The organism is Denitromonas ohlonensis, assembly GCF_007625205.1.
Classification (GTDB): Bacteria; Pseudomonadota; Gammaproteobacteria; order Burkholderiales; family Rhodocyclaceae; genus Nitrogeniibacter; species Nitrogeniibacter ohlonensis.
In genome coordinates this window covers 209,675-223,199 of record NZ_VMNI01000003.1, presented here as the reverse complement: position 1 = coordinate 223,199, position 13,525 = coordinate 209,675, and the positions used below count along the sequence as shown (strand labels likewise).

The following is a 13,525-nucleotide window of genomic DNA, read 5'->3' as shown; positions in this document are numbered from 1 at the left end:
CGATGCGTGATAGACGCGGGGCGGGTCAGGGCGCTGAACCGGTGGTGTTTTGTGTCGTCGAAAGCGATAGTGGCAAGTCGATTGCGCCGGGCAGTGGGATGAGGGAGCGGTTTGAATGAGCGATGTGCAAGCGCCTGAGCCGGCGCGGTTCGGCACGATTCTGGGGGTCGCCGCGGGCGAGGTGGCGGTCTATTCCTCGCATTATCCGTCGGCCGATCGCGCCGAGTACCCCGACCGCCACAGCTATCGCAGCTATCTCGATGGCGAGTACATGGGCTACAAGTGGCAGTGCGTCGAGTTGGCCCGGCGTTGGCTGTATCTCAACAAGGGCTATGTGTTCGACGACGTGCCCATGGCCTACGACATCTTCCGGCTGCGCTCGGTGCGGGTGGTGAAGGACGATCGTCGCCTGCCGCTGCACGCCTTCCACAACGGTGCCCGGCGGCATCCCGAACCCGGTTGTTTGCTGATCTGGGACGAGGGCGGCGAGTTCGAAGTGACCGGGCATGTGGCGGTGATTGTTGAAGTGCACGCCGATCGGGTGTGCGTGATCGAACAGAACGTGGGTCATCACTGCTGGCCCGACGGTCAATCGTATTCGCGCGCGCTGCCGGCGCGGATCGACGACGGCGGGGGGTACTGGATCACCGCGCAGATGCCCGGCGCGAAGATTCTGGGCTGGATGCTGCAGACCGATGACGCGACCCACGCCGTGGCGCATGAAGCGGTCGATAGGCGTTTGTTCAATCTGCAGATCGGGCAGGTCGAGAACCAAGGGCAGCATCGCGCGCCGTGGCTGGATGCGCGCCAGCCTGATGAGGCGGCGTTCATCGCCAAGATGGGGGGGCATCGGCTGACGGATCGTGAGGCGGATCAGTACCGCTACTTCCGCGTGTCCGACACCGCGCTGCGCGAACTGCGCCGGGCGACGAACGAGCTGCACGCCATGTTCATGCACGCGACCCAGGCGGTGCTGCATGACGACCGCCTGCTGGCGCACTTCAATATTCCGTCGGTGCTGTGGCCACGCCTGAAGGTGTCATGGGATCGTCGGCGCAGCCAGATGATCACCGGGCGCTTCGACTTTTCGGTGTCGGATCGGGGCGTCAAAGTCTACGAATACAACGCCGATTCGGCATCCTGTCACATGGAAACGGGCAAGGTGCAGGGGCGCTGGGCCGAACACTTCGGCTGCGATGACGGCGTGTGCCCGGGCGACGGGCTGTTCGACGGCTTGATCGAGGCCTGGCAGGAGAGCGGGGTGGATGATGTGCTGCACATCATGCACGACCGCGACATGGAGGAAACCTATCACGCCCGCTACATGAAGTCGGCCATCGAGGCCGCGGGTATTCCATGCAAGATGATCAAGGGCGTTGCCGGCCTGGGCTGGAACGCGCAGGGGCAGGTGGTGGATGCCGACGGCCAGCCGATCCGCTGGGTGTGGAAAACCTGGGCGTGGGAGACCGCGCTGGATCAGTTGCGGGCCGAGTGCGACGAAGACGACGCGCGACGGCTGGCCGAGATCAATTCCGGCGAGGGCTCGCCGCAACCGCCGCGCCTGGTGGATGTGTTGCTGCGCCGTGACGTGGTGGTGTTCGAGCCGCTGTGGACCTTGATCCCCAGCAACAAGGCGATCCTGCCCATTTTGTGGTCAATGTTTCCGAAGCACCCGTATTTGCTCGACGCGCGCTTTGCGCTGGATGCCGATTTTCCGGTCGAGGCGGGCTATGTGGTCAAACCGATCGCTGGGCGTTGCGGCAGCAATATCAGCATTTTCGACGCCCATGACGGCTTGGTGACTGAAACCGAGGGGCGCTTCGATCAGCAGGCGCAGGTCTATCAGGCCTTCTTCGGCCTGCCGCATCTGGGGGGCTTGAACGTGCAGGTGTGCACCTTCTCTGTCGGCGGCGTCTATGGCGGGGCCTGTGTGCGGGTCGATCCGTCGCTGGTGATCACCACCGACAGCGATCTGCTGCCGCTGCGGGTGGTGGAGGACGCTGATTTGCTGCGGGCTTGAGTCGTGTCTTCAGTGCTTCATGCCGGGCATGGCGGCGGGGCGGATCGGGGTGACCGGGGCGCTGAGGGGATACTCGCTGCCATCGGCGAATTGCAGGGTGAGCTGCACCTGGGTGCCGGCCTTGAGGGCTTGCTTCAGGCCGATCAGCATCACATGTTTGCCGCCCGGCGCTAGCGCGGCACGGCTGCCGGCGGGGATGTCGACGCCGTCGATACGGCGCATGCGCAGGATGTCGCCATCCTGGATGTGATCGTGCAGTTCCACGGTGTTGGCCACCTCGCTGCGCGCACCGGTCAGGCGGATCGGTGTGGCGGCGGTGTTGATGACGGTCAGAAACGCGGCGGTGTTGGGCGCGGCCGGCGGCATCTGGCGGACATGCGCGTCTTCGATCGCCACGCTATCGGCCATGCCGGCAGCCGGGGCAAGGGCGGGCAGGCCAAGGGCCAGCAGTGCGGTGGCGAGGTGGAGTGGGGTGCAACGCATGGGGCAGGTCTCGTTGGGAGCGGGCGCGCGGGTCGCGCAAACGCGGCTATTTTAGCGGCTTGGCGAGCTCGGTGTCGTCGCTGTGCGCCGAGTCGAAGACAAAGGGCAGCAGATAACGGGTGCGTCCGTAGTCGACCTGCAGTACGGCCTGCCATTGCATGGCACCGGTAATGCACACCGACAGCGCGGTCTTGCCTTCAAAGCGGTTGTTGCCAACGGGCTGCAGCTGCGGCTGATTGGCCGCCATTTTCATGGTGGTGCCGTTCAGATCGACGGCCACGCGGTCAGGCGTCTTGCCGGTGAAGTCGGCCTTCAGATCGAGATCTTCCATGACCGGGATCGGCTGCGGCCCGATGGCGAAGCGCACCGTCGCACCGGTGGGCAGCGTTTGTGCGCATGCGCCGGCATTGAGGTCGCAGCTTGAGCGCGGCAATAACACCTCGGTGGGCGGTGCCGTCCACACTTGCCAGCCATAGAGGGCGGCTGCCAGTGCGGCCAGTACACCGCCGAGGGCGGTCAGTTTGGGTGTCAGGGAGCGCAAGGATTCGGTCATGAAAAGGGGGGCAGCGGAGGTGTCCTGATCCGTGCCGCGCCTTATTTGGCGGGGGTTTCAAGCATAAGTGCGGCACTTCGTCGCATAACTTGATCAACATCAACGTTAGGGAAACCTGATGCGCGCACCATGTGCGGCAAATTATCGCAGTGTACTTTTTTGCGACGATTGGCGTGTTTGTGCCCTTATCCGAGCTTTCTGTTCAGGGAGAGAACAATATGAAAACCCGTATCAAGCAGGCGGTTGGACTGGCGCTTGCGGCTGGCTTCGGTCTGGCAGCAACCTCGTCGGCATTTGCCGCCGAGTCGCTGCAGGACGTCATGAAGCGCCGTGGGCTGTCCCAGCAAGACCTTATGGCTGCGGCCAAAACCTATGTGCCGACCGGCAAGCGCGACGAATTCCTCGCGTTCAGCTCGGGCGGTCAGTCTGGCCAGATCATTGTGTATGGCATTCCGTCCATGCGCATCCTCAAGTACATCGCCGTGTTTACGCCGGAACCGTGGCAGGGCTATGGCTTCGACGAGAACTCGAAGGCCGTGCTGCGTCAGGGCAACATCGACGGCAAGGAAATCAACTGGGGCGATACGCACCACCCGGCCATTTCCGAGACGCAAGGTCAGTACGACGGTCAGTTCCTGTTCATCAACGACAAGGCCAACCCGCGCCTCGCCGTGATCGACCTGCGTGACTTCGAAACCAAGCAGATCGTGGTCAACCCGATCTTCAAGTCCGAGCACGGTGGCGCCTTCGTTACCCCGAACACCGAGTACGTGATTGAAGCCGCGCAGTACGCCTCGCCGCTGGCCAACCAGAAGTTCGAGCCGCTGACCTCGTTCAACAGCAAGTATCGTGGTGGCGTGACCTACTGGAAGTTCGATCGTCACGAAGGCCGTCTGGTCCCGAACGAGTCCTTCTCGCTCGAGCTGCCGCCGTATTCGCAGGATTTGTCCGACGCGGGTAAAGGCCCGTCCGAGGGCTGGTCCTTCACCAACTCTTTCTGCTCCGAGCGTTATGTCGGTGGTATCGAGAAGGGTCGTCCGCCGTATGAAGCCGGTTGTTCCGCCAAGGACACCGACTACATGCACGTGGTCAACTGGAAGAAGGCGGCCGAGCTGGTCAAGGCCGGCAAAGCCACCAAGATCAACGGCCACGACGTGCTGCCGATCGAAGTGGCAGTCAAGGAAGGCGTGCTCTTCCTGGTGCCCGAGCCCAAGTCCCCGCACGGTGTCGACGTGACGCCTGACGGCAAGTTCATCACCGTCTCCGGCAAGCTCGACACGCACGTGTCGGTGTACAGCTTCGAGAACATCATGGCCGCCATCAAGGCCGGCAAGTTCGAATCGAAAGATCCGTACGGCATCCCCGTGATCGCCATGAAGGATGCGCTGCACACCCAGGTCGAACTCGGCCTTGGCCCCCTGCACACCCAGTACGACGCCAAGAACTGCGTAGCCTACACCTCGCTGTATGTGGACTCGCAAGTTGCCAAGTGGAACTACTGCGAAGGCAAGGTGCTCGACAAGATCAGCGTGCACTACAACATCGGTCACCTGATGACCATGGAAGGCGACACGATGGCGCCGCAGGGCAAGTATCTGGTGGCCCTCAACAAGCTGTCGATCGACCGCTTCAACCCGGTGGGCCCGCTGCATCCGCAGAACCACCAGCTCATCGACATCAGCAACGACAAGATGCAGTTGCTGTACGACATGCCGCTGCCGCTGGGTGAGCCGCACTATGTGGTCGCCATCAAGGCCGACAAGCTGAAGCCTGCTGTGCGCTACAAGGTCGGCACCGATAGCCGCACCGACAAGCCGCACCCGGGTGCCGTCCGTGCCGGTCAGGAAAAGACCGTCCGCAATGGCAACAAGGTCGAAGTGTTCGGTACGCTGATCCGCTCGCACATCACGCCGGAAACCATCGAAGTCGAGAAGGGTGACGAAGTCACGGTTCACCTGACCAACCTCGAGCGTGCGCAGGACGAGACCCACGGCTTCACCGTCTCGACCTTCAACGTGCATGCGTCGGTTGAGCCGGGCAAGACGGTCACCGTCAAGTTCACCGCCGACAAGGAAGGTGTGTATCCGTACTACTGCACCGAGTTCTGCTCGGCGCTGCACCTCGAAATGCAGGGCTATCTCCTGGTCAAGCCGAAGGGCTGGAAGCCGGAGAAGGACGCCTCGCTGGCGGGTGCTGGCTATACGGAAGAGGACTACAAGAAGACGCTGAAGAAAGTGGCAGACACCCAGGTCGTCATCGACCAGGTTGTGGGCTACATCACCAGTGTTAACTACACCGACTTCCCGGACGTGGTTGCCATGATGGAAGACGCTGTCGATCAGCTCAACCGCACCAAGGAAGCCAAGGCCAAGCACGAAGATGCCGCTCGCGGCGCTGACTGGGACCAGGCTAACCTCTGGGCCGAGCAGGTGTGGCAGTACCAGGTGAAAGCCGCCGACCTCGGTCTGCGTGCCAAGACCTACCTTGAGCAAAATGGCGCCAAGAAGGTTGAGTAATTCTTGACCTGAACCAAAGCGGTACCGACCGGGGAGTGATATTTATTGCTCCCCGGTTTTTCATTTACGAGAGGGAATACCCATGAAGAAAGCAGTAGTATTCGCCGCATTGATCGGCCTGATGGCTACGCCGGCGCTGGCCGAAGATGGCGCCGCGCTTTACGCATCAAAGACCTGCGCCGCCTGTCATGGCGCCGACGGCAAGAAAACCCTGATGCCGAACTACCCGAAGATCGCTGGTCAGAATGCCGCTTATCTTGAAGCGCAGATGGCCGACATCAAGAGCGGCAAGCGCAACAACGGCCAGACGGCTGCGATGAAGGGTGTGATGCACCTGGTCGATGATGCACAGATCAAGGTGCTCGCCGACTACATCTCGAAAATGGCACCCTGAGCGATTCCGGCTGTTCGTGCCGCACCGTGCATTGGCCTTCGGGCCGATCCACGGTGTCTGTCTTTCAGGCGCATGCGGGCAGTTTTTGATGGGTATCAACGTACGCTTGCGAATGTTCGCGTACTTTAGCGATTACTAATTCTCCTCGGAGGGATGAGAGTCATGAAACAGTTTTTGATTGCAGCGTCGCTGGCCGTATTTGCCGTCGGCGCAGTGCAGGCGGCCGGCGGCCCCGCACCGAAGAAAACCGGTATCGAAGGCGAGGGCTATGTCTGGAACGCCGAGGGCGGCGAAAAGAACGAAGCCCTGACGCTGAAAGGCGACGTCAAAAAAGGCAAGGAAGTCTACGAGATCTGTGGCGCCTGCCACCTGCCCTCGGGCGCGGGCCGTCCGGACGGCACCTTCCCGCAGCTGGCCGGTCAGCACTCGACCGTGCTGATCAAGCAGATGGCCGACATCCGCGCCGGCCTGCGTGACAACCCGACCATGTATCCGTTTGCCGCAACCATGACCGACGCGCAGGACCTGGCCGACGTCTCCGCCTACATTGAAAGCCTGTGCGTGCCGGTCGATCATGGCAAGTACGACGAAGCCGACAAGATGCTGCAGATCGCCAAGGGCCGCACCCTGTACAAGAAAGAGTGCCAGGAATGCCATGGCGAAAACGGCGAGGGCGTGAAGGACAAGTTCTACCCGGTGATCGCCGGTCAGCACTATGCCTACCTGCTGCGTCAGATGACCGAAATTCGCGACGGTCACCGCCGCAATGCCAACCCGGACATGGTGAAAATCATCTCCAAGTATTCGGACAAGGATCTGGTGGCGATTTCGGCTTACCAGTCCAGCCTGAAGATGCCGGGCAGCATGTGTAAGTAATGCTACATTCCCGACATCGCGACCGGTGGTCGCGGTGTCGGGGTTCAGCGCGACATGAATGATCGCGCGACAACAATAATCATTGGCGCCGAAAGCGCCCGGACGGACCCCGTCCCGATCGGGCGCACTGTGTCCATGGTGCTGGCACCACACCGCGACGGGACTTCCAACGACACGGTGAACGTATGCAACCCCAAAACACTGCCGCTGCGAGCAAGCAATCGCTGATCGTGCGCGGATTGACCCTGATCGCTCTGGTGCTGATGATCGGCGCCTATTTTTCGCCGACCTGGTGGGTCGCGCTGACCGCGCCCAACTACCCGGAAGACGCCTTTCCCGATGGTATCCGCATCCACTTCAGCTTTACCGGCGTGGAGAACGGCTGCAGCACGGCACCGAAAACCAGCCGTCTGATGACCGAGACCTTCCAGGAAGACCTCGGCTCCCAGAAAGAGCGCTACAACCCGATTCTCGAAGCCCAGAAAAAGCAGAAGACCGACGTCAATAAGAACGCCGAGGCCCTCGACTGCGTGCACGAGATGAACACCATCAACCACTACGTCGGCATGCACCCGATCGGCATCGGCGCGCCCGTCGAGCGGCAGGTGTCGCGCTACATCTTCGGTTTCTTCGGGGTGATGCTGCTCGGCTTCGCGATGGCCAAACGCAAGGCGCGCCTGACCGTGATGGCCATCGGTTTCGCCGCGGTCGCCGCCTGGATGGTCGGCGAGCTGTTCGTGATGGGCAAGCTGCAGTCCTACGCCGAGTACTACATGGGCGAGGCCGGTGCGTTCTTCAATGAACCCGAGCGCATTGCCGAGTGGGGCAGCATGCTCAAGAGTGTGACCACTGGCGTGGCGGTGGGCCTGATGGCGGCGATGGCCGTGGTGTGGGTCGGTGTCTGGAAGATCCGTGGCTTTTCCTTGCTGCTGGCCTTTGTGCCTGCGCTCCTGCCGATCTTCTTCGTCATCGACTACGCGGGCTGGCTGTGGTTCTTCGGCCACAACCTGCACCCGTGGGGCGCATTTACCGTCAAACCCTTCATGCCGACGGTGTTCGGCGTGGGTAAGGTGGCGCAGTTCTCTACCTATTCCTATCCCTACTGGGGCTATCTGCTGGTGGTGATCATGAGCCTGTGCCTGTTGCTGGCCACGCTGCTGCGTCGCAAGCAGATGCGAGAGGGGACGGCCGAGTGAAAACCCTGGCGCGGCTTTTGCCGGTTGTCGCGGTGCTCGCTGGTTCGCTGTTCCCGCAAACCATCGCCCTGGCCGATGTCGATTCGATTCTCGACAAACTCAAGGCCTCGGGCCTGAAGGCGGCCGGAGAGGCGCCCAAGGCGGGGCCGGCCGAGCCGTTTGATCCCCGGGTGGCGTTTCCTGGCGCCGGCATGGAAAAAGAGGCGCCGAGCGAATCGGCTGCCGACTCCTGGGGCGATTCCAGCCGGCCGGCGCCCAAGCCGACCGCGCCCAATCGCACCGACATGCCCTGGTTCCAGACCCTGGTGGATGCGGCGCCGGTCGGCAGTGTGCTCAAGGTGCCGCCCGGCGACTACGCCGGCCCGGTGCTGGTCGACAAGACGCTCACCATCGAAGGCGATGGCAAGGTCGTGATTCATGGTGGCGGCAGCGGTACCGTGATGGTCGTGCAGGCGGCGGGCGTGACCTTGCGAGGGCTGCACCTGACCGGCTCTGGCGGGTCGCACGACTCGGACGACGCCTGTCTGAATGTGCGCGGCCAGCACGGCCTGTTCGAATCGATCCGGATGGATGATTGCCTGTTTGGGGTCGATCTCAAGCAAGCGAACCACAACACCCTGCGCAATAGCTACATCAGCTCCAAGCCCGCTGAGCTGGGTCTGCGAGGCGACGGTATCCGGCTGTGGTCGAGCCATCACAATCTGGTGGAGGGCAACGAGGTTGTCGATTCACGTGACGTGGTGGCCTGGTACTCGAACGACAACATCTTCCGCAACAACCTCGGCCGACGCTCCCGCTACTCGCTGCACTTCATGTTCGCCAACCGCAATCTGGTGGAGGGCAACAAGTACTACGAAAACTCGGTGGGCGTATACGTCATGTATGCCGGCTACTCGACCATCCGCAACAACGTCATTTCGCAGGCCAATGGCGCCACCGGCATGGCGGTCGGCATGAAGGAAGCCTCGGATGTGATTATCGAAGGCAACGAGATCATCTACTGCGCAGTCGGTATCGGCAGTGACATCTCGCCCTTTGAGCCCGACAGCACCGTAACCATCCGCGGCAACCGTATCGCCTACAACGGCATCGGCATTCAGTTCACCTCCGACATCGGCGGTACCGAGGTGAGCGGCAACGTCTTCGAAGGCAATCTGTCGCAGATCGCCGTCGGCGGTGCCGGCGCCGCCACCAAGAGCAAGTGGCACGGCAACTACTGGGACGATTACCAAGGCTTTGACCGCAATACCGATCGTGTGGGCGATACGCCTTACGAGCTGTACGCCTTCACCGATCAGCTGTGGATGGAGCAGCCCTACGCCCGCTTTTTCAAGAATGCGCCCATGCTCGAGGCGCTCGATTTTCTGGAACGGCTCGCGCCCTTCACCAGCCCTGTGCTGTTGCTCAAGGACGACGCACCGCTGTTCTACAACCCCAAAGAGGCAAGATCATGAGCCAGGAGACCGAATCCGGTCCGGCCGTGCCGGCCGAGTCTGACGCTGCGGCCGCACCCCGTGCCAAAAAGGGCGGCGCTGCACCGCGCTCGAACGCCCGGGCGCTCGAGGCGCGACGGCGATTCATTCGCACCGCGGTGATGAGCACTGGTGTGGTCGGCGCGGGGCTGGCCGGCTATCTGCCAGTGGCCGCGCAGGCCGACAATCCCCGCCTGCGCCCACCCGGTGCGCTGGACGAAAACGATTTTCTGTCGTCCTGTATCAAGTGCGGTCAGTGCGTTCAGGTGTGTCCGGTCGAAGCGATCGTGCTCGGTGACATCACCGATGGCTTTGGCCTGGGCGTGCCGCATATCGACTCGCGCAAGCAGGCCTGTGATTTCTCCTGCGATGCGGTGCAGTGCATTCTGGCCTGTCCGACCGGTTCGCTGGTCTATCGCAAGCCCGATTTCCTGAAGATCCGCCCCGGCGCAGAACTGGCGCATAAGCCGGTACTCAAGGCCAAGGCCAACGACCCCGAGCCCACGCTCAACCTGATCGAGCGTGCCGGTCTTGCGCGTCTGTCGCGTCCCGAGGCCTGTCTGGCGACGCAGGGCAAGGGCTTCAAGGGGCCGGCGCGTGGCGCCGACTTCACCGGGCAGATGCGCTACATGGACGTGGATCGCTGGGCGCCCATTCCGGTGGCCGACCACCCCTATGAGCGCGATCTGTGCGACCTGTGTGTCACCGAGTGCCCGATTCAGGACGCCATTCGCCTGGAAGTGACCGAAGCCGCCGACGGCAGCAAGCGCGGCATCCCGGTGGTGATGGAGCAATGCGTGGGCTGTGGCGTGTGTGAAATGATCTGCCCCGTGGAGCCGACCGCCATCGTGGTTGATTCGCGGGCAGTGTGGGAGGGCGAAGCATGAAAGGCCGATTTCTAGAGCAGATCATGCTCATGCTGGGCCAGGCGCCGAAAAAACCGGTGGAAATCACGCCGGAAGCCCAGAAAATTCACAAAATGAAGCGCCTGACCAAGGATGACTTCGAGGCCATGAAGCAGCATGTGCGCGACCATGCCCTCGAAAAGAACACTTGGCGCAACCGTCGCTGGACAGTGCTGATTCTGGTGAACATCCTGTTCACCTTCTCGTTCTGGCTCGACATCCAGATCCTCGAAGGTGCGCTCACCGCCTCGCGCTTTGTCGGCTTTCACCTCATCGATCTGAACTCGGCCTTGCAGGTGATGCTGGCGCACAAGCACATCATCGTGAACCTGTTCATTGGCACGGCCACGGTGTTCCTGCTGTGGGCGGCACTGGGCGGGCGCAGTTTCTGTTCCTGGGTGTGTCCCTATCACCTGGTGGCCGAACTGTTCGAAAAGCTGCACCTCAAGCTGGTGGCCAAGAAGCTCGTCACCGACCATGAGTTCCATCGCGGTGCCCGCACCGTGATGTGGGTGCTGTTCTCGCTGCTGGCGATCGTCACCGGCTTCACCGTTTTCGAAACCCTGTCGCCGACCGGTATCCTCAGTCGCGCACTCATTTATGGCCCCAGCCTGGCGCTGGGCTGGGTCGCGCTGCTGCTGGTGTTCGAGGTGGTATATTCTCGTCGCGCCTGGTGCCGGTATGTCTGCCCCATCGGGCTGACCTACGGCGCAGTCGGCGTGATCTCGCCTGTGCGCGTGGTGTATGACCTAAATCATTGCTTCCACGAGGGCGACTGCCGCAAAGTGTGCCTCGTGCCCCACGTGCTCGAAGTTGTCATCAAGGGCCGCTCGCCGGACGTCAAAGTCCCGATCGGACCCGACTGCACCCGCTGCGGTCTGTGCGTGGATACCTGCCCCAGCGGTGCCCTCAAGTTCGAGGTCAAGGGGCTTAACAAGCTGCTTTAAGCGACCCCGGATGATTCGTTTCGATAGCGTCAAAAAACTGTTCCGGCGTCACCCCGTCCTCGACGGCGTGACGCTGGACATCGCCACTGGCGAGCGTATTGCCCTGATCGGCTCCAACGGTGCCGGCAAGACCACCTTGATCCGTTGTCTGCTGGGTGAGTACACCTTCGACGGCGAGGTGCTGGTCGATGGCGAATCGCCGCGCAAGCAGCGCGCCAGCGTGCTCGGCAAGATCGGCTTCGTGCCGCAATTGCCGCCGCCGCTCAAGATGCCGGTCGGCCAGTTGGTCACGTTTGCCGCCGCGGTGTGCAATAGCGACCCCAAGCGGATCGAGATCATCGGCACCCGGCTCGGCCTGAATATCGAAGAACTGCGCAACCGCCCCTTCAATCGCCTCTCGGGCGGCATGAAGCAAAAGCTGCTGATCGCCATCGCGCTCGGACGCGACGTGAAAGTGCTGGTGCTCGACGAGCCCGCCGCCAACCTCGATCCCGAAGCCCGGCACATTTTCTTCAGTCTGCTCGCCGAGCGGATTGAAAACACCTCGATGATCATCTCCAGCCACCGTCTCGACGAAGTGGCGCAGTTGGTCAATCGTGTGATCGAAATGGACATGGGTAAGGTGGTGCTCGACGACCGCGTGGCCGACGACTCGAATCTCGCCGCCATGCTCAACACCAAACTGCGTCTGCATCGTGCGGATGACGCCATTGCCCGGGCCCTGAGCGAGTGGAGCTTCACCGACGTGGGCGAGGGCATGGAGTGGCACGGGCTGGTGGCGGGCCCCGACCGTCTGCGCTTCCTCGGCATGCTCTCGCGCTATGTGGGCCTGCTCAAGGGCATCGACATGGTCGAGCTCGATCCGGGAGTCACCCTGCAATGAGCCGACGCCACTTTTTCCGCCAGATCGGCGCGCTCGCCGCTGTGCCGCTGGCCGGCAGCCTGCTGACCGCCTGCGGGCCGGACGACCCGAACACCGGGCCGGTCGAGGTCAAATGGGATCGCGACCCCTGCGAGCGTTGCAACATGGTGCTCTCCGATCGCCGCTTTGCCGCCCAGATCCGCGACCCCCAGAAAGTGCCGCACAAGTTCGACGACTTCGGCGACGCCATCATCTTCATGAGCGAGAAAGGCTGGCCCGAAGACCAGATCGAATTCTGGGTCACCGACTACAAAACCACCTTGTGGATTGACGCCTTCAAGGCCCGTTATTTTGGCGGCAAGATCACGCCGATGGGCTACGGCCTCGGTGCCACCACCATCCCCAATCCGGGCGACATGTCCTACGAAGAAGCCAAGCAGTACGTGCTGGCGCGAGGCAAGTAAATGAAACACCTGTGGCTCACCGCCAAGCTCGACTTGGTCGAATCCCTGCGCTCGCGCTGGTTCCTCATCTACTCGTTGGTGTTCGGCGGCATCGTTGCGCTGCTGTTTGCCTTTGGCCTGACCGAATCGCGGGTGCTCGGCTTCATCGGCCTGTCGCGCCTGCTGGTCACCTACATCCAGCTGGCCATGGCGATCCTGCCCATCTTCGTGCTCATCACCACCGTGCGCTCCGTCGCCGGCGACCGCGAAGCCGGTGTGTTCGAATACCTCCTCTCGCTGCCCGTGTCGCTGTCGGCCTGGTACTGGGGCAAGATCGTCGGGCGCTATATCTCCATCTTTCTGCCGGTGTTCGCCGCCATGGCCGGTGCCGCGCTGTGGGCGATGTTCCAGGAAATCGAAGTGCCCTGGGGCATGTTCCTTTACTACACCGCCATCCTCGCCGCCATGGGCTGGTGCTTCCTCGGCATCGGCATGCTCTTGTCCACACTGGCGCGCAGCACCGACGTCGCGCAAGGCCTGGCCTTCGTCACCTGGCTGGTGATGCTGCTCTTCCTCGACCTGATTCTGCTCGGCCTGCTGATTCAGTCGCGTGTTGCGCCCGAGTTTGCCATCACCCTGGCGCTGGCCAACCCGCTGCAGGTTTTCCGCACCGCCGCGCTGTCGATGTTCGACCCGCAGCTGATCGTCTTCGGCCCCTCGGCCTATGTGATTCTCGATCTGTTCGGCGTCGCCGGCTTCAAGATTTTCGCGGTGGTTTATCCTGTGCTCCTTGGCACCCTGTCTGCCGCGACCGGCTTCGTGCTGTTCCGCCGCAGCGATCTGCCTTAACAAGGAATC

The 13,525-nt window shown here is 62.2% G+C and carries 13 protein-coding genes; 11 read left to right on the top strand and 2 right to left on the bottom strand.

Features of this window, described 5'->3' with window-relative positions; translation table 11 throughout:
• Positions 1 to 115: 115 nt before the first annotated feature.
• A complete protein-coding gene (gss, locus tag FHP89_RS03515; RefSeq protein ID WP_144176355.1) occupies positions 116 to 2,020 on the top strand; it encodes a bifunctional glutathionylspermidine amidase/synthase in 1,905 nt (634 codons plus the stop codon).
• A 9-nt stretch (positions 2,021 to 2,029) separates the two neighbouring features.
• On the opposite strand, the gene FHP89_RS03510 is transcribed toward gss, so the two are convergent.
• Positions 2,030 to 2,503 (bottom strand): copper chaperone PCu(A)C, encoded by a 474-nt coding sequence (locus tag FHP89_RS03510; protein WP_144176354.1) that lies wholly within the window; start codon positions 2,501 to 2,503, stop codon positions 2,030 to 2,032.
• Between the two features lie 46 nt (positions 2,504 to 2,549).
• Entirely contained in the window at positions 2,550 to 3,056 is a 507-nt protein-coding gene (locus tag FHP89_RS03505; RefSeq protein WP_144176353.1) for a hypothetical protein, read from the bottom strand.
• A 218-nt stretch (positions 3,057 to 3,274) separates the two neighbouring features.
• Between FHP89_RS03505 and nosZ the strand changes: the two genes are divergently transcribed.
• From nosZ to FHP89_RS03455, 10 genes are all read left to right on the top strand, one after another.
• Positions 3,275 to 5,572, top strand: coding sequence for a Sec-dependent nitrous-oxide reductase (gene nosZ, locus FHP89_RS03500; RefSeq protein ID WP_144176352.1), 2,298 nt, complete (start codon positions 3,275 to 3,277; stop codon positions 5,570 to 5,572).
• A gap of 82 nt (positions 5,573 to 5,654) precedes the next feature.
• Positions 5,655 to 5,966 (top strand): c-type cytochrome, encoded by a 312-nt coding sequence (locus FHP89_RS03495; protein ID WP_144176351.1) that lies wholly within the window; start codon positions 5,655 to 5,657, stop codon positions 5,964 to 5,966.
• Positions 5,967 to 6,128: 162 nt separating this feature from the next.
• The gene (locus tag FHP89_RS03490) at positions 6,129 to 6,842 is read left to right on the top strand and encodes a c-type cytochrome (protein ID WP_144176350.1); all 714 of its coding nucleotides are present in this window, start codon (positions 6,129 to 6,131) and stop codon (positions 6,840 to 6,842) included.
• Between the two features lie 185 nt (positions 6,843 to 7,027).
• Positions 7,028 to 8,038 (top strand): hypothetical protein, encoded by a 1,011-nt coding sequence (locus FHP89_RS03485; protein WP_144176349.1) that lies wholly within the window; start codon positions 7,028 to 7,030, stop codon positions 8,036 to 8,038.
• The gene (gene nosD, locus FHP89_RS03480) at positions 8,035 to 9,492 is read left to right on the top strand and encodes a nitrous oxide reductase family maturation protein NosD (protein WP_246116203.1); all 1,458 of its coding nucleotides are present in this window, start codon (positions 8,035 to 8,037) and stop codon (positions 9,490 to 9,492) included. Before FHP89_RS03485 ends, nosD begins: the two co-directional genes overlap by 4 nt.
• The gene (locus FHP89_RS03475; protein WP_144176348.1) at positions 9,489 to 10,397 is read left to right on the top strand and encodes a 4Fe-4S dicluster domain-containing protein; all 909 of its coding nucleotides are present in this window, start codon (positions 9,489 to 9,491) and stop codon (positions 10,395 to 10,397) included. Before nosD ends, FHP89_RS03475 begins: the two co-directional genes overlap by 4 nt.
• Positions 10,394 to 11,362 (top strand): NapH/MauN family ferredoxin-type protein, encoded by a 969-nt coding sequence (locus FHP89_RS03470; RefSeq protein ID WP_144176347.1) that lies wholly within the window; start codon positions 10,394 to 10,396, stop codon positions 11,360 to 11,362. The genes FHP89_RS03475 and FHP89_RS03470 overlap by 4 nt, the downstream gene beginning before the upstream one ends.
• 10 nt (positions 11,363 to 11,372) lie before the next feature.
• A complete protein-coding gene (locus tag FHP89_RS03465) occupies positions 11,373 to 12,245 on the top strand; it encodes an ABC transporter ATP-binding protein (protein WP_144176346.1) in 873 nt (290 codons plus the stop codon).
• Entirely contained in the window at positions 12,242 to 12,688 is a 447-nt protein-coding gene (locus FHP89_RS03460) for a protein NosL (RefSeq protein ID WP_144176345.1), read from the top strand. The genes FHP89_RS03465 and FHP89_RS03460 overlap by 4 nt, the downstream gene beginning before the upstream one ends.
• Positions 12,689 to 13,516 (top strand): ABC transporter permease, encoded by an 828-nt coding sequence (locus tag FHP89_RS03455; RefSeq protein ID WP_144176344.1) that lies wholly within the window; start codon positions 12,689 to 12,691, stop codon positions 13,514 to 13,516.
• Positions 13,517 to 13,525: the final 9 nt, after the last annotated feature.

What these genes read in the sequence shown, in the direction of transcription:
- FHP89_RS03460 (WP_144176345.1), top strand. Translation starts at nt 12,242, where the DNA reads ATGAGCCGACGCCACTTTTTCCGCCAGATCGGCGCGCTCGCCGCTGTG.
- FHP89_RS03470 (WP_144176347.1), top strand. Translation starts at nt 10,394, where the DNA reads ATGAAAGGCCGATTTCTAGAGCAGATCATGCTCATGCTGGGCCAGGCG.
- FHP89_RS03475 (WP_144176348.1), top strand. Translation starts at nt 9,489, where the DNA reads ATGAGCCAGGAGACCGAATCCGGTCCGGCCGTGCCGGCCGAGTCTGAC.
- FHP89_RS03485 (WP_144176349.1), top strand. Translation starts at nt 7,028, where the DNA reads ATGCAACCCCAAAACACTGCCGCTGCGAGCAAGCAATCGCTGATCGTG.
- FHP89_RS03505 (WP_144176353.1), bottom strand. Translation starts at nt 3,056, where the DNA reads ATGACCGAATCCTTGCGCTCCCTGACACCCAAACTGACCGCCCTCGGC.
- FHP89_RS03490 (WP_144176350.1), top strand. Translation starts at nt 6,129, where the DNA reads ATGAAACAGTTTTTGATTGCAGCGTCGCTGGCCGTATTTGCCGTCGGC.
- FHP89_RS03495 (WP_144176351.1), top strand. Translation starts at nt 5,655, where the DNA reads ATGAAGAAAGCAGTAGTATTCGCCGCATTGATCGGCCTGATGGCTACG.
- gss (WP_144176355.1), top strand. Translation starts at nt 116, where the DNA reads ATGAGCGATGTGCAAGCGCCTGAGCCGGCGCGGTTCGGCACGATTCTG.
- FHP89_RS03455 (WP_144176344.1), top strand. Translation starts at nt 12,689, where the DNA reads ATGAAACACCTGTGGCTCACCGCCAAGCTCGACTTGGTCGAATCCCTG.
- FHP89_RS03510 (WP_144176354.1), bottom strand. Translation starts at nt 2,503, where the DNA reads ATGCGTTGCACCCCACTCCACCTCGCCACCGCACTGCTGGCCCTTGGC.
- FHP89_RS03465 (WP_144176346.1), top strand. Translation starts at nt 11,373, where the DNA reads ATGATTCGTTTCGATAGCGTCAAAAAACTGTTCCGGCGTCACCCCGTC.
- nosZ (WP_144176352.1), top strand. Translation starts at nt 3,275, where the DNA reads ATGAAAACCCGTATCAAGCAGGCGGTTGGACTGGCGCTTGCGGCTGGC.